This window comes from Paenibacillus sp. FSL H7-0326 (assembly GCF_001955535.1).
GTDB classification, from domain to species: Bacteria; Bacillota; Bacilli; order Paenibacillales; family Paenibacillaceae; genus Paenibacillus; species Paenibacillus shunpengii.
The window spans coordinates 174,867-197,515 of record NZ_MPVN01000001.1 but is presented as its reverse complement, the minus strand read 5'-3'; the positions used below and the strand labels follow the sequence as shown (position 1 = coordinate 197,515).

General features: G+C 45.4%; 18 protein-coding genes. 13 read left to right on the top strand and 5 right to left on the bottom strand.

Going from position 1 to position 22,649, the window contains the following annotated elements; all coding sequences use genetic code 11:
- Positions 1–44 precede the first annotated feature (44 nt).
- A complete protein-coding gene (locus tag BK126_RS00850) occupies positions 45–236 on the top strand; it encodes a hypothetical protein (protein ID WP_076310860.1) in 192 nt (63 codons plus the stop codon).
- Positions 237–299: 63 nt separating this feature from the next.
- Here the strand turns inward: BK126_RS00850 and BK126_RS00845 are convergent, their stop codons facing one another.
- A complete protein-coding gene (locus BK126_RS00845; RefSeq protein WP_076310859.1) occupies positions 300–1,490 on the bottom strand; it encodes an FtsW/RodA/SpoVE family cell cycle protein in 1,191 nt (396 codons plus the stop codon).
- A 240-nt stretch (positions 1,491–1,730) separates the two neighbouring features.
- Between BK126_RS00845 and BK126_RS00840 the strand changes: the two genes are divergently transcribed.
- Positions 1,731–3,941 carry a stalk domain-containing protein gene (locus tag BK126_RS00840; protein ID WP_076310858.1) on the top strand — a complete coding sequence of 737 codons (2,211 nt, stop codon included), beginning with the start codon at positions 1,731–1,733 and terminating at the stop codon, positions 3,939–3,941.
- A 61-nt stretch (positions 3,942–4,002) separates the two neighbouring features.
- On the opposite strand, the gene BK126_RS00835 is transcribed toward BK126_RS00840, so the two are convergent.
- Positions 4,003–4,857 carry a LysR family transcriptional regulator gene (locus tag BK126_RS00835; protein WP_076310857.1) on the bottom strand — a complete coding sequence of 285 codons (855 nt, stop codon included), beginning with the start codon at positions 4,855–4,857 and terminating at the stop codon, positions 4,003–4,005.
- A gap of 119 nt (positions 4,858–4,976) precedes the next feature.
- Between BK126_RS00835 and BK126_RS00830 the strand changes: the two genes are divergently transcribed.
- On the top strand, positions 4,977–5,486 hold the full coding sequence (locus BK126_RS00830) for a GNAT family N-acetyltransferase (RefSeq protein ID WP_076310856.1): 510 nt from the start codon (positions 4,977–4,979) through the stop codon (positions 5,484–5,486).
- Between the two features lie 371 nt (positions 5,487–5,857).
- The gene (locus BK126_RS00825; RefSeq protein ID WP_076310855.1) at positions 5,858–6,952 is read left to right on the top strand and encodes a threonine aldolase family protein; all 1,095 of its coding nucleotides are present in this window, start codon (positions 5,858–5,860) and stop codon (positions 6,950–6,952) included.
- A gap of 38 nt (positions 6,953–6,990) precedes the next feature.
- Here the strand turns inward: BK126_RS00825 and BK126_RS00820 are convergent, their stop codons facing one another.
- Both BK126_RS00820 and BK126_RS00815 read right to left on the bottom strand, forming a co-directional pair.
- Complete coding sequence (locus tag BK126_RS00820; protein ID WP_076310854.1) at positions 6,991–7,797, bottom strand: cytochrome c oxidase assembly protein; 807 nt, start codon at positions 7,795–7,797, stop codon at positions 6,991–6,993.
- The gene (locus tag BK126_RS00815; RefSeq protein WP_076312479.1) at positions 7,784–8,269 is read right to left on the bottom strand and encodes a DUF2243 domain-containing protein; all 486 of its coding nucleotides are present in this window, start codon (positions 8,267–8,269) and stop codon (positions 7,784–7,786) included. Before BK126_RS00815 ends, BK126_RS00820 begins: the two co-directional genes overlap by 14 nt.
- Before the next feature lie 417 nt (positions 8,270–8,686).
- Between BK126_RS00815 and BK126_RS00810 the strand changes: the two genes are divergently transcribed.
- The 7 genes from BK126_RS00810 (at position 8,687) to BK126_RS00780 (ending at position 17,970) form a co-directional block, all read left to right on the top strand.
- The gene (locus BK126_RS00810) at positions 8,687–9,130 is read left to right on the top strand and encodes a CBS domain-containing protein (RefSeq protein WP_076310853.1); all 444 of its coding nucleotides are present in this window, start codon (positions 8,687–8,689) and stop codon (positions 9,128–9,130) included.
- A gap of 76 nt (positions 9,131–9,206) precedes the next feature.
- Positions 9,207–10,028, top strand: a complete 822-nt coding sequence (locus BK126_RS00805) for a sugar phosphate isomerase/epimerase family protein (RefSeq protein ID WP_076310852.1) — start codon at positions 9,207–9,209, stop codon at positions 10,026–10,028.
- On the top strand, positions 10,029–10,430 hold the full coding sequence (locus tag BK126_RS00800; RefSeq protein ID WP_076310851.1) for an NUDIX hydrolase: 402 nt from the start codon (positions 10,029–10,031) through the stop codon (positions 10,428–10,430).
- A 361-nt stretch (positions 10,431–10,791) separates the two neighbouring features.
- Positions 10,792–14,436, top strand: coding sequence for a response regulator (locus tag BK126_RS00795; RefSeq protein ID WP_083655667.1), 3,645 nt, complete (start codon positions 10,792–10,794; stop codon positions 14,434–14,436).
- A gap of 12 nt (positions 14,437–14,448) precedes the next feature.
- The gene (locus BK126_RS00790) at positions 14,449–15,318 is read left to right on the top strand and encodes a CheR family methyltransferase (RefSeq protein ID WP_076310850.1); all 870 of its coding nucleotides are present in this window, start codon (positions 14,449–14,451) and stop codon (positions 15,316–15,318) included.
- Positions 15,319–15,516: 198 nt separating this feature from the next.
- Positions 15,517–15,963, top strand: coding sequence for a MarR family winged helix-turn-helix transcriptional regulator (locus BK126_RS00785; protein WP_076310849.1), 447 nt, complete (start codon positions 15,517–15,519; stop codon positions 15,961–15,963).
- Positions 15,964–15,984: 21 nt separating this feature from the next.
- Positions 15,985–17,970, top strand: coding sequence for an FUSC family protein (locus tag BK126_RS00780; protein ID WP_076310848.1), 1,986 nt, complete (start codon positions 15,985–15,987; stop codon positions 17,968–17,970).
- Between the two features lie 156 nt (positions 17,971–18,126).
- On the opposite strand, the gene BK126_RS00775 is transcribed toward BK126_RS00780, so the two are convergent.
- A complete protein-coding gene (locus BK126_RS00775; protein WP_076310847.1) occupies positions 18,127–18,915 on the bottom strand; it encodes a glucose 1-dehydrogenase in 789 nt (262 codons plus the stop codon).
- 357 nt (positions 18,916–19,272) lie between these two features.
- Here BK126_RS00775 and BK126_RS00770 point away from each other — a divergent pair, with 357 nt between their 5' ends.
- Both BK126_RS00770 and BK126_RS00765 read left to right on the top strand, forming a co-directional pair.
- The gene (locus BK126_RS00770) at positions 19,273–19,608 is read left to right on the top strand and encodes a hypothetical protein (protein WP_076310846.1); all 336 of its coding nucleotides are present in this window, start codon (positions 19,273–19,275) and stop codon (positions 19,606–19,608) included.
- A 53-nt stretch (positions 19,609–19,661) separates the two neighbouring features.
- The gene (locus BK126_RS00765) at positions 19,662–22,403 is read left to right on the top strand and encodes a beta strand repeat-containing protein (RefSeq protein ID WP_083655666.1); all 2,742 of its coding nucleotides are present in this window, start codon (positions 19,662–19,664) and stop codon (positions 22,401–22,403) included.
- The last annotated feature ends 246 nt before the right edge of the window (positions 22,404–22,649 follow it).

Sequence of the window (22,649 nt, the reverse complement as noted above, 5' to 3'; positions counted from 1 at the left end):
TATGATTACAGTGAATGTACTACATTAACTGTGGAGCTGACAGAATGCGCAATAATAAATGGAACAAATATGCAGGTATCGGCTTGATACTGGTGGGCCTGCTCGTCATGACATTAACAGGGAGAGATCAATTTATCGGATTCATCCCTATGCTGATCGGTCTTGTGTTTGTAGGAATCTATGCGGCCAGGACGTTTAAAGAAGTGCGGAAAACGATGAATAACCATGATGAGTAGAAGTACGGACAGTGCAAGGGACTCTTCCTGAGAAACGTCAGGCAGAGTCCCTTTTTTTGTTGCTTATAGTGAGCGTTCCTTCTGCTCCATGAGATAAGTAGGGTGAGGATTCATAAATAGTTCCTCTGGTTCTTCATCATATAGCCGGATGCTAAGCACTACTCCCATGCAAGCCATGTTAATGAGCAGTGAAGATCCACCGAAGCTGAGAAAAGGCAGCGTAATTCCTGTCAGCGGCATTAAACCGATAAACATCCCGATATTCTCAAATATTTGATAGAGCAGCATGGACACGATTCCGACAATGATAACAGGACCTTCGCTGCTCTTGCACTCCAGCGCGATGGTAATGAGTCTGTGAACAATAATGAAATACAGAAATAAAATGACAGATACACCAAGAAATCCAAACTCCTCTGCGGCTACAACGATAATCGAATCAGAATAGGTGTATGGGACAAAGCCCGACTGTACGTAAGCACCGCTGAGAAAGCCCTTGCCAAATAATCCGCCCGAAGCAATAGCCAGCTTGGCATTGTTGGTATGGTAGGTGGCATCCTTGCTCGCTTCATCGGGAAGTAGCCAAGCGTCAAACCGATCCAGCCAGTGTTCTTTGTCTATATCCGTCAAGAAGCTGGTAATCTCATCATGAAAACCGATATACGATTTGATTCCTCCATACACGAGCACAGCGATAAGTAACATAATCAGCAGGGTATGCATGTTTTTCATATTACCAATCCATAGAATACCCAGCAGAATCACGACATAGCAGAGTGCGTTTCCCATATCATTCTGCACCATAACGAACGCGAAGGGAACAAAGGTGAGGAGAGAAATGGGCACAACGTCTTTCCAGAAGAAGAGCTCCCGCTGCTTGGCTGCTACAATAGCGGCAAGACTCAAAATCAATATGAATTTAAACACTTCTGCTGGCTGTACATTGACAGGTCCTAAGCTGATCCAGCCTTTGGCACCATTAATGACATCTCCGAAGAAGGCAACATAGAGAAGCAGCAATAGACCAGCCGCAAACAGAATCCAATGATATTTAATGAACAGCTTGTAATTAATAAATGCCGTCCCAAAGAGTACGACAAATCCAAGCATATAATAGAGCAGCATCGTCTTGTCAGAGCCGGCCATGATCGGATCAGACTGAATGCCGCTGTGAATGAGAAGAATGCTCGCAACCATAAAAAAGCATAGAATGATAACGATCGTCCAGTCTATTTTCTTGAGATGGGATAGCATGATTAACTCCTCTCTATTTGTTGTCTCTTCTATTAAATTATAGTTCAGTCATCAAATCTTTACCAATTACCTGTGTGCAAGCTTAACACCTTTACTTACCACTGTTAATTAGATGGGTTAGGATATTATGGCGAAAATTAGAATTATATAGAATAAAATTAGAAACTTTTTCCGATACAGAGCGTCTAATACTATGATTTTTAGAGGAGAATAGAAAAATAGAACAGAAGGAGTTAAAGAATGAAACTGAAGAAACTATCCATGCTAACCGTCCTGGCCTTGTCACAGATCGCTTCAGCTATCCCGGTTAGTGCACAATCTACCGTAACCAATGCTCCACAAGAATCGGACGTGAGCAAAGTTCTCGAGCAGAGCCTGACATCTCAAGAGACTGGAAACGAAGCTTCTGTCTCTGATCAGCAAGGCTCTCAAGGAGAACTTGAAAATAACAGTTCTGTTACAAACGAGTCAGCGCCATTGCCAAACGCACCTACTGAAACGGAAACGGGTGAGGTGGCTGAACCGCCTGCAGAAGTTATTGACAATACGGATACGACGGACCCTATACCTGCGGCTTCCGCTAATGAGCTGATACTGCACTTTAACAGCACGAAGATGGAGCAAGGCGGCCAAGTATATAATGCACCTCAGCCAATGCAAGTTAAGAAAGGGGTATCGTATGTTCCGATCCGTGCCCTTGTGGACCGTGTAGGCTATAAGGTGACTTATGACAAGAAAACCAAGGAAACTATTATTACGAGCGGAACCAACGAGCTGCGCTTCAAAACGGATAGCAGCAAGTATACGGTTAATGGAGTTTCAAAGTCGATGAAAGGTACCTCCTTCCAAACGAAGAATACCTTCATGGTCCCGCTGACTGCGATTACTCAAGCACTTAATATATCTTATAAGGTAGACAATGTCGGCAAGCGAATCATTATGGATGTGTCGGTTAAGCCTGTTGCCAAGTTCACAATCCAGGAGAAGGAGATTTTTGCTGGCCAAACAACACTTACGTATGTAACGGAAGCGACTTCACCTTCAGGACTTGAGATTGTTAACGAACGCTGGGAAGGCAGACAGGACATTTATGCTCAAGCAGGCGAGTACACCATTACATACACGGTACAAGACGAGAACGGAACCTGGAGTGATCCATACAGCCAGAAGATAACCGTACTCCAGCCTAATCTGCCGCCAGTTGCCATGTTCACGACGGATAAGGATGAATATCGAATGGGCGAATTCATTACCATTACGGATCAAAGTACCGACGATGGTCAAATTGTGAAGCATGATTGGAACAATAAAGCGTATGCACATTTCACGCCAGGACCCAAAACGATCAGCCTTACGGTAACCGACAATAAAGGGTTAACAGCTACTTATGAGAAGACGATTATTGTTTCTGGGGAAACGCTGTATTCTGCAGATGACTTTAATAAGCTGCTGCTGCCTCCAGGGGAGAAGTTCTCGTTTGACGGGTCTAATGTGCCTGCTCTTCCAAAAATCAACTATTCATATTATGATGAGCCCAGCACACTCATTCGCAGTAACAGTCCGGAAACCGTTAACAGTGAAGGTATTGTATATAAGGAAACCTCTGTGGGTAACACCCGCTTTATGATTCACCATGTGAACAATGTCGGCAAGAACGTGAAGATGTATGTAGTCGCGACGAACAAGAACGCCACGAAGGCAACCATAACGACAGAGAATCTTGGATTTGCCGGTCCGACAGGTATTGCAACCGCAGCGGGTAAGAAATCCGTATACAATTATTTTGAGTCCATGCAGAACGGCTCCAAACGATCGATGCTGACACTCGAACCGGGAGAGAGCAAGCTGGTGATGACAGAGCTGAGTAAGACGAGAATGAAGCAAGGAGATGTTATCTCGTTATTCTCTGATATGCACAGCGACTATCCGATTGAGTACAATGTCGTGATGATTGATGAGAAGCTTGATCCGCTTACCGTGCTTGGTGAGCTGCCTGTTCTCGATCGTGATGGCGTACACAACCGAGGAACGTACCCGAATTCGACTCGAGTCATTCGTTATTCTGAGTATGTTGGGGATTCCGCACAGCGTTTAGCTCTAGGTGATAATCAGGACGATCCGAATCTGGCGGGTATGGACCCTATGCTTGGTGTTGAAGCCTCCAACACAGGTAACTTCGGCGTACTGTACAAAATGACATTTGATAACGTAGCGGCTAATACACTGATCTCCTTCAATCCACGTGGAGGTAAGTATTCTGGTTATGCCATGGTCAACGGTAACATTACGGCGATCTATTCTGCCGGACAGGTCAGTGCACCTAATGAGCAGGCAATATTATACCGTACAGGAAACTATAGTCAAAAAGTAGAAATCCTGATGACTGCAGCCCCAGGAAGTAATTTGCCTGTCAATCTGCTCTTTACACCACTGCCAGAGAAAAAAGAATAGTTATCCTAATTAACAAACAGCCATGTATCCTGAAGCACCTGGGATAGATGGCTGTTTGACGTTATTCGATACCGAGCATCTCGAGTCCCAGCTCAATCCTGGGATCATCCTGATTGTCGGTCAGATATACGGCGTACACTTTGGAGGGTGGAACAGTAAATTCAGTGGGCAGCTCGTACAGCTGTCCTGTCTGAATATAGGGGTCCGCTATTGCGCGAGGTAGATAACCAAATCCACCTCCCTGCAGAAGCATGGTCAGCATAATTGCCGAATGATCGGTCTGAAGCGGAGGAATATAGGCATCACCCACGATACCCCTGAACCATTCTGGAAAGGGATGGCCCCATTCAATATGATAATAATTCTGATCATAGAAATCAGTCCTTGTGATGAAGTTCTCTCTCGGTTTGGATGAAACGAGTATAATTTCCTCCTCAAACAAGAACTTCTTCGTAAATTTCGGATGTTCTGGCGGATCGTAACGAAGGGCGAGCTGTACGATTCCATCGAGTAACAGGTCACGAATCATATAGCTGGAGTCAATATAGCTTAGAAATTTGACAGCAATACTTGGGTGCTTTTCTCTGAAATCAAGCATGTTCTGCAAATAAGTGTAGTGCCATACGGACCCAGGTCCGCTAACAATAAGGTGATGATCCACTTCCTCTTGGAGTGTCACCTTACTCTCCTCGTAAATTCGCAGCATTCTCTCCGCATAAGGTAAAAAGGCGATGCCTGCTTGAGTAAGACGAACATTTCGTTTATCCCGGTCGAGCAGTGTTTTTCCTAATGTGGCTTCGAGCGCTTTGATTCTCGCCGTAACCGCAGATTGTGATATATGTAGAAATTCCGCTGCTTTCGTAAAATTGCGAATCTTACATACAGCCAGTAGAGCTTCAATCTGTGAGATATCCATATGAATATGACCTGCTCTCCAATTATTCGAAATATTAATTATTATAATACATATTATTCGTTATACAAATGGATAAGGACGCGTTATGATTTTGTAAACATGAAATGGGAGGGAAATCAATGCAAGAACAAGTAAGGATTAAGCAATTGTCTATAGTAGAAGATCATATTGAAGAGTTAGCAGGCTTATTGGTAGATGTGGTCAACGAAGGGGCTTCGATCGGATTTCTGCCACCCTTGACGAAGGCTGAGTCTAGAGTCTATTGGGACGACGTCATACAGGAGGATGTGCGTTGTTTTGTATTAATAGAGGATGATAAAGTCGTAGGATCCGTACAGCTTCAGTTATGTATGAAGAAGAACGGACTTCATAGAGCTGAGATTGCTAAGCTTATGATTCATCCTTCTGCCAGACGGCAGGGATACGGAAGAAGGTTATTAGACGCCGCTGAAACGAGCGCTAGGGAGGATAAGAGGACGTTAATCGTTCTGGATACGAGAGATGGAGATCCCTCCAATCTCCTGTATCAATCCCATGGTTATATATACGCTGGTCAAATCCCGCTCTATGCTAGAAGCGAAACGGGCGAGCTCGATCCCACGAATTACTATTATAAAATCTTAAAATAACCAGACTGCCAGCTAGCTCAAGCAGATTGTAAAAAAGAGTCTCAGCTAGAACACCCTTCTAGCTAAGACTCTTTTATATTGCCTATTTAGATCAATACGATTTAAAAGATTTTGCTATAATCACCAACAAAATGAACAATACAAGAATTCCTCCGATTTTGAAGTTATCGTGTCCATCTTCGTAGCTCATTTAACCACACCTCCTATACCGGATTTAATAGCATTTTATGCACTCCCTTATGATTTGGATTACGCTAGTAACTATTTTTAATAGAGTTGAAACCAAATTCATAATGTCTTTAGCTGCTTTATGATATGTTTAGAGAAATAATAATCTATGAATTAGGTATTTCTACCACAGGAGGAGACACATGGAACAAAACAACAAAATCACATTAGCAGAAGCATACAACAAGAGTGAGTACCCTATTCTAGGGAATGGTAAGTGGAATGTTCAGTTGCTGAAGGAGGCATTAGAGCATGTGGACGGGGGGGTGGCAGGAGACCGCTATGGAACAGGCAAAGTGATTGAAGATTTTGAGCGTAAAATGGCTGATATGTTAGGCAAAGAATCGGCAGTATTTTTTCCGAGTGGTACGATGGCGCAGCAGATTGCGATGCGAATATGGTCAGATGAGAAAGACAGCAAAATTGTCGCGTATCATCCACTTAGTCATCTGGAAATACATGAAGAAAACGGTCTCAAGGAGCTGCATCACTTGGAGCCTGTCCTTCTCGGAGAAGCACACCGTCTGATTCGACTGCAAGACGTGAAGCAGTTAGGAGGAGATGTGGCATGTTTGCTGCTAGAATTGCCGCAGCGTGAGATTGGAGGTCAGCTGCCGGAGTTTGAGGAGCTTGTTGAAATTTCTGCCTATTGCAGAGAACAGGGGATTCGGCTGCACCTGGACGGTGCAAGACTATTCGAAACAACACCTTACTATGGAAAGTCTGCAGCCGAGATATGTGCGCTGTTTGACAGTGTTTACGTCTCTTTTTATAAAGGAATTGGCGGTATTGCTGGTGCGATATTAGCAGGACCTGAAAAATTCACTACAGTATCCAAGGTATGGAAGAGACGCCATGGCGGAGATCTGATCGGATTATATCCTTACATTCTGAGCAGTGATTATTATCTCAATAAACGGATTGACCGAATGGCAGAATATTATAACCGGGCAAAGGAGCTCGCCAGCTTGTTCAATCAGTGCTCTGGAGTTAGAACTGTTCCACAGGTCCCCGTGACAAATATGTTTCATCTTCATTTTCATATGTCTGCTAGTGACCTTGCGCCAATACTGATTGATGTATATACACAGACAGGAATCGGCTTAATCTCGTTTCTGCGAGAAGTTCACGACCAGGAATGCAAGACAGAGATTAGTTTAGGAGATCGTTACGGCGAAGTACCGCAGGATCGACTATATCAGGCGATTCAATTACTTCAGGAGAACATGTTAAAGTAATGCGATAGATTACGAGCTTCATGCATGACATTTTCATTCTATGACAAGTGCGTGCTGCTCTTCCTAGATAGGAAGGACCTCGAGCTAACGGATTTATACCATTGAGTACAAAGTATCGTGATGAGGATGACATCAACAATGTCTCCTCCATAATACATAAGCACAGCTCCGGCTTCTGCCTGTAAGATATCTACACCTATAGGAGGGTGGGCATAAATATACTTCGACAGGATATTATGTCCTGCCGACGAGAGCAGCAAGATACAAGCTCTAAGTCTGAAGCTGTGCCGATGTGGAACAGGATCCACATAGATCAGGGAGTATGTAAACAGGAATCCGGCTAGCAGCATATGAACATGGACGAACCAGTGCAGCCAAAAGTGATGATGCATAAGAGAATAGATGCTCGTCGTATACAGAAGCCACATACTTCCGAGGTTGATGAGTGAAGCTGAAATAGGATGACTGATGACTCGGATAACAGGGCGGTTGAGGAATGAAATGAACCTCCGGGCTAGTCGAACAGGAAGTGTACGCAGGATGAGTGTCATCGGAGCTGCAAATACAAGCAGGATGGGAGCGATCATTCCAATCAGCAAGTGGCTGAGCATGTGATATCGAAAATCGTGATGGGCCGCATTAGCTAAAGGTCCGAAGACTGCAGCGATCGCACATGTGATACCGAGGAGCCAGAAGAGAGTCCGGTGTATCTTCCATGTTCGCAGCTTTTGGCTGGACACAATAGCCGCAATCATATACGCGATCATCATTGTAATGAGAGGCAGAGCAAATAAATAGAGGGAAAGAGAATGCTGGGCTGAAGGAATGTGATTATGAATCGGCATAGGTTGAAGCTGCTCCTGTATGTTTTGTTTGAATAATCAATGTCACTCCACCAATGACTAGCAATATGGCAAACAGGTTCCAGATGATGTCGTAGATGATTACATTCTCCACATACCTGATCTGATGGAGCAGCATGAGCTTATGTTGAATCGTACCATCGTATAGTTGAAACAAACCACCACCCAATAGGACGCCGCCCCACCAGCGTTTCTTATGCAGAGAGTTTAGTCTCAGCAGATGTGCAAGCATAAATAAACTTCCGATCGTAGCAAACCAACTGAAGGCATGAAACAAACCGTCGGAGATAAGTCCGATAGAGGTCGTCGATTTATCATAGAAATGATGCCAATGAAGCAGCTGATGAAAAACAGTTTCATCTACAAAGCTCACAAGTCCCAGACCAAATAAAATACCAGACCATAGGTTTAATGATGACAGACGACCCTGCGCTCCGACAGAGCCAGGGTTCATTGTTGTTTTCGATTCTGGCCGGCTTTGATTGTGCACGTTAAGTACCTCCATAAGCTAGTATGTATGAATTAAGTCTAACCAGAAAAAAACATCTGCAAACTTACCCCAATAAAAGCAGATATGACGAGCACGAACGAAAGTACCATCCTCTGTTATAATAATTTCAACATATGAAAAATTCATAATAGAAAATAATCTTTTTTATCTAGATACTTTCCATAAAAATACTTTCTATCACCTTATCTGGATCAGATTGGTATAAGAAAAAAGGAAGCCTTAAAAATATTTTACCGAAATTCATGATTTCGGTGTGAACCATTACGCATTTTTTGTAACAAGAGTATAAAATAAAGAATAAGTATATAACGTTTCAGATGATTAGGAAATGAACATGATGCTTAATTAGGAGGCCGGAGGATGAAGGCGCATGAAATTATGATTAGTCCCGTCTATAAAGTGAAAGAAAGTGACAATGTGGAACAGGTTATTCAGAGATTTATCGATCATCGGATTAGTGGTCTTCCGGTAGTTAATGAACGTAATGAAATTGTCGGATACATCAGTGACGGAGACATTATGCGTTATATAGGGAAGAAGGATGATATGTTTATATATACATACGCTGTTAATTTAAATTATGAAGAATATGAAGATCGAGTCAAACAAATTATGAAACTGAATGTGATGTCCATATGCAAGAAAAAAGTGATAACCGTATCCTGGAATGAGGATATTGAGATCATTGCCTCGATTCTCGGCAAAAAACAGATCAAAAAACTCCCAGTCCACCGCAATGGCGTTCTTGCAGGCATCATCAGCAGAGGCGATGTCATTCGCCATTCCTTTCAATCTCTTTTGTAGTTATGGAATATGATGTAGGATAGAAATAAGAAATCTTTATCTTCTTCGTATCCAAGCCAGAAAGGGTGAAGTGAACGTGAAAAAAGGACTGACAAAAGCAGGTATTGGTGCAATTGATGACGTCTTGTTCATACAAAAAGCGGCAGAATATGGTTTTGAAGCCGTTGATCTGGATGCCAAGCAGCTCGTCGATACAATAGGACTGGAAAGTGCACAGCAGCTTCTCAAGGAACAGGGCATGATTATTGGATCTATCGGACTGGACGTAGAATGGCGAGGGACGGATGAACAGTTTAAGCAAGGATTAGAGGGGCTTGCCCTATCCGCAGCTCGTGCGGAACAGCTTGGCTGTAAGGCTTGTACTACATATATATTACCGTCCACCGATGAGAAAGCGGCTTCATTTATGGCCAGAAGCATTTCACGGTTAAGGTGGTGTGCTGAAGTACTAGGGGTCTATGGCATACGTCTCGGTCTAGAATTTGTGGGGCCGCATCACCTAAGAACCGCATGGAAGCATCCTTTTATTTGGACCGCAGATGAGACGCTGGAGATGATCGACGCAATTGGCTTGTCTAATGTGGGATTGCTGGTTGATTTTTATCATTGCCATACAACAGGCTTAACTCCGAATGATCTGCTTCGTCTCAAAGAGAACCAAATCGTTCATGTGCACATAAATGATGCCTATGACCTCCCGATAGAACAGCTGCTTGATAATGACCGGGCTTATCCTGGAGAAGGTGTCATTGATCTCTCCGGCTACTTGAGCAGCTTGGCCCAAATCGGATATCATGGAGTTGTATCCCAAGAGATATTGTCTCCGAAACAGCCGGAGGGAACTTGGGATGACTTATTAGCCCGCTCCCGCAGCGGATTTGGAAAGGTGTCCAAGTAAATGACAACAACAATAGATAAGATCGCATGGATTCACTTGCTTAACGGTCAAATTCTAGGTGCTCGCAGTAAAGGCAAGGATACGTATTATTTGCCGGGCGGCAAAAGAGAACCTGGCGAGTCAGACGAAGAAACATTGATTCGCGAGATCCAAGAAGAGTTATCTGTAGATATTCTTAAGGAGAGGATTCAATTATACGGTACGTTCGAGGCCCCGGCGCATGGCAAATCGGAAGGGATTCAAGTGATGATGACCTGCTACATGGCTGATTACGAAGGAGTCCTAAGCCCTGAATCCGAGATCGAGGAGCTGAAATGGTTGAATTATGCTGATCGGGAACAAGTGTCAGCAGTAACACAGCTTATTTTTGACCAGCTTCATAGCGAGAATTTGTTGAAGTAGAGTTTATTCTCGTATAGGTAGATGACTTGCAATGAAAAAGAATGCTTTAATTTATATCAAAACACAGTGCAGCTATAGAGCTTCACTGTGTTTTTTTACTTGAATAATCCGTATAGACAAGTGTTTTCACTTCACGTAAACTAAGCAATAGACGCCATTCAAACTGGAATTCATAGGATTCTCGTGTTTAACGATATGGTTCTATATTTTTGCATGAAGAGAACGCTTTCGATGAAGAATCCGAGCCGTACCTGAGGATTCTTTTTTTAATGAGAGACAGCAGCTCGAAGCTTTTATTTGTACCGATAATCATGAATCAACAGCCTCGCTTATAAGGAAAAATGTTCAGGAGGAGAGATCAATGTTTGAAAAAATGAGGCTTACGATTCGTACCAAGATCATCATCGGTTATTTCATCATTATCGTCTGCCTGGGAGCAGCGATATTTATCCTTGGCAGCCGAATTGCGTCCATGGAGCAGGAGATGAATTTTATTGCGGATCACGACATCGAAGTACATAATCTGACGTACCAGATAGAGAAGCATATGCTGGATATGGAAACGGGTCAGAGAGGGTTTGTTATCGCTGGTGAAGATCGTTACCTGGTACCTTACAACGAAGCAATGTCCAATTGGAAAGCTGATTACAATCAATTGTATGAGCTGGTATCGAATAATCCGACTCAGATCCAGCGTCTTGATGAAATTAAGATCAATATTGAGCAATGGATCGAAAATGCCGGTGAGTATGTCATAGGTCTGAAGCAGGAGAATCGAGAACAGGAAATTGCAGTGTATTTCACAAAGGATATTGGCAAGCGGCTGATGGATCAGATGAGAACTCAGTTCAACGAATTTCGAGTGACAGAGAAAGCATTGACGGAAGAACGTTTACTGCAGCTGGATCAGCAAAATGCGGATTTCAGAAATGTGATGTACACCGTTATCATCTTAGTTATCCTCCTGTCTCTTATTGTTGCTTATATCATATCGAGAAATATAGTGGGTACGATCAAACAGGTCAGCTCCGCCATTTCGGATATGGCTTCCGATGAAGGCAAGCTGCTATCTAGACGCATTACCGTTCGCACGCGTGATGAAATTAGGGAATTAGGTGAAGTCACCAACAGACTTATTGAAACGTATGAGAAGAATGACTGGCTGCAGACCAGTATCCGTGAGGTTGCGGTATCGTATCAAGGCGTAATCGAAGTATCCAAGCTTGCAGAAGCATTCACAGTGAAACTCGCTTCTCTGCTAGATGCGCCTTATGCGGTATTTTATCTTCGTAAACAAAACAAGTTGGTTAAGACCGCTTCCTATGCCTCTTCTGGAGAAGGTCTGGGAACTGAATATATCCGCATTGGTGAAGGGCTCGTGGGTCAGGCGGCACTTCAGCAGCAGATCATCCTTCTTGAATCTGTTCCCGAGGGACATGTGAAAATTTCGACAGGACTCGGCGAATCTTCTCCACGTCATATCATGATCTTCTCGGTTGAATTTGAAAATGAAGTCGAGGGTGTAATTGAGCTTGCTTCGTTCAAGAAATTTACGCCTGAGCATATTCAATTGGTGGAGCAGACACGAAGCATGATCGGAATCGCAATCAATAATGTCCTGGCGCAAATGGAGGTCCAGCGATTGCTGACAGAATCACAGGCGATGTCTGAAGAGCTCCAGTCTCAAACCGAAGAATTAAAGACACAATCGGAAGAGCTTATCGCCCAGCAGGACGAGATGAGGGCATCCAATCAAGCGCTTCGTCAATCGGAGGAACGTCTGCAGCGTCAGCAGCAAGACCTTGAGCAGATCAATCTGGATTTGTCTGTGAGAACAGAGCAAGTGGAAAGTCATTTGCGCAAGATTGAAGAAATTAACGAGCAGATCGAGAAACAAAATTATGTATTGGAGAAGCAGGCATCTGATCTAGTAATTGCATCCAAATATAAATCGGAATTCCTGGCGAATATGTCCCATGAACTGAGAACACCGCTTAACAGCTTATTAATTCTCTCTCAGATTCTGATGGATAACAAAGACGGGAATCTAAATGCGAAGCAAGTTGAATTTGCGGAAACCATTCATTCCTCGGGTAATGATCTCCTTCGGCTGATCGATGACATCCTGGATCTATCCAAGGTAGAAGCGGGGCAAATGAAAGTCGAGATGGATGATGTGCTGCTTGTGGATATTGCGGACAGCCTTCGGGGAAGCTTTCATCCTATCGCTTTAAACAAAGGAATTGAGTTTAATATTGTTTCAGATGCACCTCTGCCTGAATACATTTATACGGATGTTCATCGATTACAGCAAATTTTGAAGAATCTGTTGTCCAACGCCTTTAAATTTACAAGTGAGGGTCAAGTCACGCTGAGCGTCCATAAAGAAAAACGAAGATGTCCTTTCAATGAAGGCGAAGTGGAGCATTGGATTGCTTTTACTGTTGCTGACACCGGGATTGGCATCCCACTCGACAAAAAAGAGATCATATTCGATGCATTCCAGCAGGCCGATGGAACAACGAGCCGAAAATATGGTGGAACTGGACTTGGGCTGACGATCAGCCGCGAGCTTGCAGGATTAATTGGCGGACGTATTGAGTTTGACAGTGAGGTAGGAGTAGGCAGCACCTTTACACTATTCATACCAGAATACAAGCATGATTCAGATATCGAGATGATAAATGAGGCTGCTGTCGCAGGCGAGGAACCTCCACCCGCTATGGAACAGCTGAACGATTCTACTGCCGTGATCACGCACCCAGATTCACCGAATTCGGTCAGCTCTCCCGAAATGGACCTATTAGATGATCGGTTAAGCATAGAAGCCGGGGACCGCGTTCTGCTCATCATAGAAGATGACGTGAATTTTGCTGGAATCATACTGGACATGGCTCGATCGCGGAGGTTTAAAGGAATCGTCGCTCTGCAGGGAGATCATGGTCTTGCACTTGCACATGCTTATAAACCAGATGCCATCATATTGGATATTCAGCTCCCTATCATTGATGGATGGACTGTCCTTGAGCGGCTGAAGCAGCATCCGGAATTGCGACATATTCCAGTACACGTGGTCTCTGCAGCGAACGAACAGCAGATGGGACTAACGATGGGAGCCATCGCATATCTGAAGAAGCCAGTCAACAAGGTCCAGATTGAAAATGCCCTGTCAAATATTGAATCCTTCATTAATCGTGACCTGAAACGACTGCTAATTGTTGAAGATGATGTCGTTCTAAGAAATAGTATGGTAGAACTGATTGGTCATGACGATGTGCTGATCACTGATGTATCTACGGGTGAAGAGGCTTTACGGGAACTTGAAAAAGAACGGTTTGACTGCATGGTCATGGATTTAGGGTTAGCCGGCATATCCGGATTTGAACTGCTTGACCGTATACGGCAGAACGATCATTTGAAGCAGCTGCCCATCATTATTTATACGGGAAAAGATCTGACCATGAAGGAAGAAATTGAGCTCAAAAAGTATGCGGAGAGCATTATAATTAAGAACGTTAAATCTCAGGAAAGGCTATTCGATGAAACAGCATTGTTTCTGCATCGTGTCGAAGCAAATCTGCCGGAAGATCGCCGCGATATATTGAAGAAGCTGTACAGCAATCAGACCGATTTTGATGGGAAACGAATTCTTCTCGTTGAAGACGACATACGCAACATTTTTTCACTTGTAAGTATATTGGAATCGTATGGATTGAATGTGACCTTTGCTGAAAATGGGCGAGAGGCGATGGATGTTCTTGCCGAGGATCCTGAATTTGATCTGATTCTGATGGATATTATGATGCCGGAAATGGACGGCTACCAGACGATGAGAGCAATACGTGGTAACAGTCGCTTTGAGAAGACTCCAATTATTGCCTTGACGGCAAAAGCGATGAAAGAGGACCGGCAGCTATGTATTGAAGCGGGTGCATCTGACTATATTAGTAAGCCGATTGATGTTGAGAAATTGCTTTCTTTATTGAAGGTGTGGCTTTATACGTAAAGGAGGCTGAGGATCATTTCTGATCATGGAGAATATACGCAGCTTGCGCCTCTGTCAGGTCAAGATAAGGAGCTTGAGAAAATAGAAGTAGAGCTGCTTCTCCAGGCGGTTTATCGAATGTATGGCTATGATTTTCGCAACTATGCGTATGATTCGATATATAGGAGAATCAGGCACGGAATGCAGTCCATAGGTGAAGAGTCGATCTCGGCTCTAATCCCTCAAGTACTCCATTATCCTGATCGGATGCAGAAGCTGCTTCGTTATTTTGTCGTTGGCGTGACGGAGATGTTTCGTGACCCGGATATGTTTTATTCTTTTCGTAAGAATGTTATCCCGTATTTACGGACATATCCCCATATTCGAATCTGGCATGCAGGCTGCTCAACCGGCGAAGAGGTATTATCAATGGCGATCCTGCTTCAGGAGGAAGGCTTATACGACAGAGCCAGAATTTATGCAACCGATATTGATGAGGATGCACTTGAAAAGGCACAGATGGGCATATATCCCTTGAGAAATATGAAAGTGAACACCTATAATTATATTCGTTCAGGCGGTACAAGAGATTTCTCAGATTATTACATGGCACGCAAGGACTCTGTTATTTTTAATTCATCTCTGCTGAAGAACATTGTATTTGCTCGGCATAATTTAGTCACGGACCAATCGTTCAATGAATTTAATGTGGTATTCTGCCGAAACGTACTGATTTATTTCAATCGGGAGCTGCAGAATCGGGTACATCATCTTCTGCATGATAGTCTAGCGATGCTTGGATTTCTTGTACTGGGAGATAAGGAATCGATGCTGTTTAACAGTCATAGCCGCAAGTATGAAACGATTGACAAGCGTGAGAAGCTGTTTCGAAAGATCCAATGAACAGGAACCTATATTACTGAAGAACCTGCTTTTGCGGGTTCTTTTTTTGTGTGGAGACATCAAATTCAGGACTCCTGGGTATGATGAAATTGATTCGTTTAACAAGTAATTTTCAGAAAAAACTTGAAAAAGTACAACCAGAGAGATAAAATTGATTTGTATACATATAATTTGTATAACAACTATGGAGGCAGATGGATGAGAGCATTAGGGAATGAAGAGAAGTATGGATATGCGATAACAAGAACTAGCCGAGCGGTGCTGCGGTTTCTAACTGGATATTTAAGAAGCTATTCGATAACTCCTGAGCAATGGACTGTAGTTAAGAGAGTGTTCGAGCATGAGGGTATTACGCAAAAAGAGTTAGCCGCCATATCAGATAAAGATCCGGCAACACTCGCTAAAATTTTGGACATACTGGAAAGGGAAGAACTGATTGTTCGCAAGACAAATGAGGAGGATCGGCGGTCCTATCGCATTTACATTACTAAGCAAGGCGTGAATTTAAGAAATGAGGTATATGAACATCTGGAACAGGTATTCAACAAGGTTCTTGAAGGAATACCCCAAGATGAGCTGGCTGTATTCAACAAAGTGTTGTGCAGGATAGAAGATAATGCAGCCACTCATGCAATACATTTTTAGTTGGAAATCGAGGTAACAAGTATGGATAATTACAAAAATCATAAAAATAGCAAATATATAAAATCCACCGACAGACGCCGTGTACAACACAGCATTCCGGCGGAAAGGAAGTATAGAGAAGCATTTGCAATCAAGCCCATTCCTTTAAATTGGTTTCGAGGAATTGGATCCGCTATAAGTGTAGGTATACCTTCCATATTAGGGTTTCTGAGTGGAAATCCGAGTCTTGGAATATTGGCATCCATCGGCGGCTTTACTTTTTTGTATGTGTCGAATGAAACCTATGCTCAGCGTGCAGTCCGTTTGTTTTGGGTTGCACTTGGCTTGACCGCTGCTCTAACGCTAGGCGCCTTAAGCTCCTACAATGTGCCATTAATGGTCTTCATGTTTGGAGTTGTTGGCGCACTATCTGTCTTTATATTCAATCTTTTTCAAATAACAGGTCCAGGGGGGATGTTTTTTGTCCTTGCTTATTCTGTCGGAACGTCCATGCCACATGATCCAGGTGCATTGCCGTTAAATATAATGTGCGTATTGCTAGGCGGGCTGTTTGCTTGGATTGTGGGGATGTTCGGTTATTTGATCGTCCCTTACGGTCCTGAGAATAAATCAGTCTCTGCTGTATATCAGAGCTTATCCAAGCTGCTATCCGGTATCGGTACAGAGCGATTCACGGATCTTCAGCATCAGAGTGCTTCACTTATGAAGCAGGCGGAACGCACCTTAACGAATGGTAAAGTGATTGGCTCGAGAAATCATCAGTACTTAGAAAAATTAAAGAGATTAAATCTGCAAGCGAGCGAAATATTTATATCGATCATTGATGTCTCCATGGAGAGCAAAAATGCGGCTGAGGACGAGCTGGCGCAAGCGTTACAAAGGCTAAGCCATGCCATCCATACTAGAGATGCTAGTGTTCGTACGAACTATTCTCTGGAAGATGAATTTGAGGGTTCGTTACGAAATCTGCATGTTCAAATTGAAGCGGCGTATGTTATGTTAACGAGAGAAGTTGATACACCGGCTGGAGATGGTGTGACAGTGGTTCATTCGAAGCCTTCGATTCTGGATTTGCTGCGTAACGCATTCAGACCGGATTCAACGATCCTGTACACTTCACTTCGATATGGACTGGTGCTGCTCGTTGCAGCGGCCATCGCCTATGGTTTTCATTTCGACCGCTCTTATTGGGTTCCCTTGTCTAGTGCAGCTGTTATGGCAGGAGGCACCTATATCGGTACAGTATATCGAGGTCTGCAGCGTTCGGCTGGGACAATCATCGGAATATTGATTGGTGCTGCCGTGCTGTGGTACGAACCGCTTGGTATAGTCATACCACTAACTCTAATGATCTTTCAATTCGTTGTGGAGCTTATCTACGGAAGAAACTATGCACTGGCTGTATTATTCCTGACACCAAGCACGCTGCTGATCGGCACAACCATTCAGCCTGCTTTGACCGCAGGATACTTTATCTCGGCCCGTATTGTAGATATTATCATCGGAAGTATTATCGCTATTGTGGGTTCATTGCTGCTCTGGAGAACTAGGGCCTCCAGGAAACTGCCAGAGACGATGTCCCTTGCCGTTCAAAAAGAAGGAGAATTACTGCTTGCAATACTAAATGAAGATCCTGTTCATGATAAGCAGAAACTAGAGCATGATCTGCGTAATGCATTGATTCAATTAAGAATGGTCTACGATGATGCTTTTGCGGAGTCTATTAAAAAAAGCGGCCGGATCGCCGTGCTGTGGCCGGCTGTTGCAGACTGCCTGCATCTGGGATATGTTCTGCTGGCAGCAGCAAACAAAAATGAAACCGAAGCGATATCTGATGAGGATAGGCTAGAGTTTCGGCGTTATTTTGAAATGCTCACTCAATCCATTAAGGATAAGAAAGATCCAGTAGAAATAAATATCCCTTGGCTCTCCAAGTTCCCAGCGATATATGAGGATCTAGTCCAGCTCCAGCATTCCCTGCGTATAGGGGAGAAGGCGACAAGTTAGGTCAAATTATAGATAGAAGCACTGATAAAGAGGCGAATCCCTTATTATAGGGATCCGCCTCTTAGTGTTGTTTGTGTGGAGATGGAGGGATCAGATTGAACCCATCTAATAGAAAAGGACCCCAGGCAGGGGTCCAAGTGTCGTTTTGAAGATGGATTAGTATTGGTTCGACTGTCCACCGTCAATAGGAATAACGGCACCGTTAATAAATTCGGATTCTCCGGACAGAAGGAAGGCGACGAGACGGCCTACTTCTTCGGGTTTACCGAAACGTCTTTTCGGATTGACGCTGACAAATTCCTTGCCTGCTTCTTCCCAACCGTCTTCCCCGCCAATCTGCTTCAAGGAACCAACGACCATAGCAGTCATGATGGCACCTGGAGCGATGGCATTGATGCTCAAGTTGTACTGACCGTACTCGATTGCTGCATTTTTTGTCATACCGGACACGGCATGTTTACTTGCAACATAAGCTGCCTGATTCAGAACTCCGCGAATCCCGCCGACAGATGCTACGTTTACAATGGCGCCGGACTGCTGCTCTTTCATTACAGGAAGTACATATTTCATACCATAGAAGACACCCTTAAGGTTGATGTCGATGACTTTGTCAAACACTTTGCTGTTGTATTCTGCCGTAGGAGCCTGAGTACCTTCGATCCCAGCATTGTTATAGAAACCGTCGATGCGGCCAAATTTTTGTACTGTATCATCTACATATTTCTGTACCGCTTGCTCATCGGATACATCGGCAGTAAGAAGAAGGATCTCTGTTTCGGGTGCGGCTTCAAGAATCAATTTCTTGGTTTCTTCAAGTGCGGTTTGATTGAGGTCAACCAGTGACAGCTTGGCGCCTTCCTTAGCGATCTGAAGGGCTGCTGCTTGTCCTAATCCGGAGCCTGCTCCAGTAATCAATACAACTTTTGAATCAAAACGTTTATTCATGCTTCATTCTCCTTTGTTAAGTTAATTATACGGCATCTATGTAAATCAGTAAGTTGAATTGATTTATGTAGATGGTGATAGGGTTTGCAAGCGAAATTCATTAGTAATCATATATCACAAATAATTCACTTGACAATAAACAAAGCTCTGTTCCATGTCCTCTAAACAACAGCACACTCTATTATGTTCACCCAGGAGACAAAACTTAAACATATGTAGATGAAATGTTCGAATAGGATCCAAATTAATGCTTAACTCGACAAGGTTCATGACATTCATTGAGCACCGACATCATATGTTGAGAAAGATGGTTCCTAATCTATTGGGATTGGTCAGTAATGAAGGAGGGAACAATAATTGGTTGTCACGACGGGCCCTATTGTGAATAGTGCGGTAAACGGCCTTCGGCCGGTCCAAATGGTCACAGTTAAAATGATAAATAGATCATTGACACAAAATGCTTCGGTCCTAATACAAGGATATGTGCTGGATCAAGTAAGAACAATTTACGTGGAAGAGCTCTTCAATCTCAATCCGAATGCAGTATTTACAAACGATTATATAGCCAATGTCGACGGTTATGAGTTTAAAGTGTCGGTTGAAGATCATGATGCGATTGAAGTATCCGTGTGGGGAAAAGATGGAGCAGGTCATATCGTAAGCGCGCATCGATTAGTGTCTTCGGAATTGTAAGAAGTGAGTGTTGTAACTAACAAAGCACTTCATAATTGAGGGAGATTGGTAATATGGCTAATTACTCAACGGGACCTATTGAGAATAATGCGGTAAATGGAGTCAGACTGACACAGCAGGTAACGATATCCATTGAAAACCGAGATACCATCAATAGCGGAACTGTAACGGTTCAGGGATATGTGTTAGACGGTGCTCGAACATTATATGTACTCGATTCATTAAGTATTGGACCTAATGGTGTGATTAACAGAACCTATTTCGCTAACCTGGATGGATTTGAATTCGAATTTCTTACAAGCGGTCTTGCAGAAGATTTAATTGAGTTATCTGTATGGGGCAAAGACGCCGCTGGAAATTTGGCAGCAGCCCATCGAATTGTCTCATCTGAGCTCCTTGGAGCAAACTCTGGAGGGATCGGAGCTACAGGGGCAACAGGGGCAACAGGGCCAACCGGTGAAGCAGGTGCGACAGGAGCAACAGGAATTACAGGGCCAGAAGGGCCGCCTGGTGGTTCAACTGGTGCAACGGGTCCAACGGGAGCAACCGGAGAAGCGGGAGCAATAGGTGCAACAGGTCCGACGGGTGCGACGGGTGAAGCAGGAGCGGTAGGTGCAACGGGTGACGCAGGAGCAGTAGGGGCGACAGGCCCGACGGGAGTAACCGGAGAAACAGGGGCAATAGGTGCAACCGGCCCAACAGGAGCAACCGGAGAAGCAGGGGAAGTAGGTGCAACCGGTCCGACAGGAGCAACAGGTGATGCGGGGGCGACAGGTCCGACGGGAGCAACCGGAGAAGCAGGAGCAGTCGGTGCGACAGGCCCGACGGGTGCAACCGGAGATGCGGGGGCAGTCGGTGCAACAGGTCCAACGGGGGCAACAGGTGACGCAGGCGCAGTAGGTGCAACGGGCCCGACAGGAGCAACCGGAGAAGCAGGGGAAGTAGGTGCAACCGGTCCGACGGGTGCGACGGGTGAAGCAGGAGCGGTAGGTGCAACGGGTCCGACAGGAGCCACGGGTGATGCGGGGGAGACAGGTCCGACGGGAGCAACCGGTGACGCAGGAGCAGTAGGGGCAACGGGACCAACGGGAGCAACCGGAGAAGCAGGCGCAGTCGGTGCAACCGGTCCAACGGGAGCAACCGGAGAAGCAGGAGCAGTCGGGGCAACGGGTCCAACGGGAGCAACCGGAGATGCGGGGGCAGTCGGTGCAACCGGCCCAACAGGGGCAACAGGTGAAGCCGGAGCAGTGGGTGCAACCGGCTCAACTGGAGCAACCGGTGTTGCGGGGGCAGTCGGTGCAACGGGACCAACGGGAGCAACCGGAGAAGCAGGCGCAGTCGGTGCAACCGGTCCAACGGGAGCAACGGGTGAAGCAGGGGCGGTAGGTGCAACCGGCCCAACGGGAGCAACGGGTGACGCAGGAGCAGTAGGGGCGACAGGCCCGACGGGAGCAACCGGAGAAGCAGGAGCGGTAGGTGCAACGGGCTCGACAGGAGCTACTGGTGAAGCCGGAGCAGTAGGTGCGACTGGGCCGACAGGAGCAACGGGCGAAGCAGGCGCAGTAGGTGCAACCGGTCCAACGGGAGCAACCGGAGATGCGGGGGCAGTCGGTGCAACCGGTCCGACAGGAGCAACCGGAGAAGCAGGGGCAATAGGTGCAACCGGCCCAACAGGGGCAACAGGTGAAGCAGGGGCAGTCGGTGCAACGGGTCCGACAGGAGCAACCGGAGAAGCAGGAGCAGTGGGTGCAACCGGTCCAACGGGAGCAACAGGTGACGCAGGAGCAGTAGGTGCAACTGGGCCGACAGGTGCAACTGGGCCGACAGGTGCAACCGGTCCGACAGGAGCAACAGGTGATGCGGGGGCGACAGGTCCGACGGGAGCGACGGGTGATGCGGGGGCAGTCGGTGCAACCGGCTCAACGGGAGCAACCGGAGAAGCGGGAGCAATAGGAGCGACAGGTCCGACGGGAGCAACAGGTGAAGCCGGGGCAATAGGAGCGACAGGTCCGACGGGAGCAACAGGTGAAGCCGGGGCAATAGGAGCGACAGGTCCGACGGGAGCAACAGGTGAAGCCGGGGCAGTAGGGGCGACAGGTGCGACGGGTGAAGCCGGGGCAGTCGGTGCAACGGGCCCAACGGGAGCAACGGGTGATGCGGGGGCAGTCGGTGCAACGGGTCCGACAGGTCCAACAGGAGCAACAGGTGAAGCAGGGGCAGTCGGTGCAACAGGTCCGACAGGAGCAACGGGCGAAGCAGGCGCAGTCGGTGCAACCGGCCCAACAGGGGCAACAGGTGAAGCCGGAGCATTAGGAGCCACCGGCCCGACAGGAGCAACCGGCCTAACGGGGATAACAGGTGCGACGGGAGCTACAGGCTCGACGGGTGCAACTGCCGAATCACCTGTGCTGGCTTTTGCAAATGTTCCCGGAGCCATTGAAATGCCCGAAGCGACAGAGATTACGCTTGCAACGGTAACCCAGGATACTACAGCAGGCCTAACACTTAAGATAGATTACACCCTCTCTGCAGAAGTCGATACAACGGCGGATTGGTCGGTTCAGGTGGAATTTAGATTATACAGGGATGCAACCTTGATCAATACACAGGTCGTTATTAGGAGCGGTAGTACCGCAGGAATTCAGCGGTTTATTATTGCGAATACTTATGTAGATACAGCTCCTGCAACGGCGACAAGCACGTATACTGTACGAGGATTTCTGACGACAAGTACAAACGTGACCTCAGTATCAGCAAATAATACCAACTTCAACGCAATTTCTTTCCCAACATAATTGTACCGATATCCCAAGTAGATTAAATTCCAATTCACATGCAGGGCTTTAATAAGAGCCCTGTTTCTTTTTATTTTCATTGAAGTCTTCCAATGGAATAACAGCAAGTATTTCGGAACAAGACGCATTAACCGATAAATTGGTATACAGGGCTGAACTTGAAGCTACTATAGAGATGATGAAACGGATTCGGTTTGCTCACTCATATAAAAAACTACATTTCAAATCTCTGATATTCTTATATAA

Coding starts and splice junctions, on each gene's coding strand:
- BK126_RS00850 (WP_076310860.1), top strand. CDS start 45: ATGCGCAATAATAAATGGAACAAATATGCAGGTATCGGCTTGATACTG.
- BK126_RS00845 (WP_076310859.1), bottom strand. CDS start 1,490: ATGCTATCCCATCTCAAGAAAATAGACTGGACGATCGTTATCATTCTA.
- BK126_RS00840 (WP_076310858.1), top strand. CDS start 1,731: ATGAAACTGAAGAAACTATCCATGCTAACCGTCCTGGCCTTGTCACAG.
- BK126_RS00835 (WP_076310857.1), bottom strand. CDS start 4,857: ATGGATATCTCACAGATTGAAGCTCTACTGGCTGTATGTAAGATTCGC.
- BK126_RS00830 (WP_076310856.1), top strand. CDS start 4,977: ATGCAAGAACAAGTAAGGATTAAGCAATTGTCTATAGTAGAAGATCAT.
- BK126_RS00825 (WP_076310855.1), top strand. CDS start 5,858: ATGGAACAAAACAACAAAATCACATTAGCAGAAGCATACAACAAGAGT.
- BK126_RS00820 (WP_076310854.1), bottom strand. CDS start 7,797: ATGCCGATTCATAATCACATTCCTTCAGCCCAGCATTCTCTTTCCCTC.
- BK126_RS00815 (WP_076312479.1), bottom strand. CDS start 8,269: ATGAACCCTGGCTCTGTCGGAGCGCAGGGTCGTCTGTCATCATTAAAC.
- BK126_RS00810 (WP_076310853.1), top strand. CDS start 8,687: ATGAAGGCGCATGAAATTATGATTAGTCCCGTCTATAAAGTGAAAGAA.
- BK126_RS00800 (WP_076310851.1), top strand. CDS start 10,029: ATGACAACAACAATAGATAAGATCGCATGGATTCACTTGCTTAACGGT.
- BK126_RS00795 (WP_083655667.1), top strand. CDS start 10,792: ATGTTTGAAAAAATGAGGCTTACGATTCGTACCAAGATCATCATCGGT.
- BK126_RS00785 (WP_076310849.1), top strand. CDS start 15,517: ATGAGAGCATTAGGGAATGAAGAGAAGTATGGATATGCGATAACAAGA.
- BK126_RS00780 (WP_076310848.1), top strand. CDS start 15,985: ATGGATAATTACAAAAATCATAAAAATAGCAAATATATAAAATCCACC.
- BK126_RS00775 (WP_076310847.1), bottom strand. CDS start 18,915: ATGAATAAACGTTTTGATTCAAAAGTTGTATTGATTACTGGAGCAGGC.
- BK126_RS00765 (WP_083655666.1), top strand. CDS start 19,662: ATGGCTAATTACTCAACGGGACCTATTGAGAATAATGCGGTAAATGGA.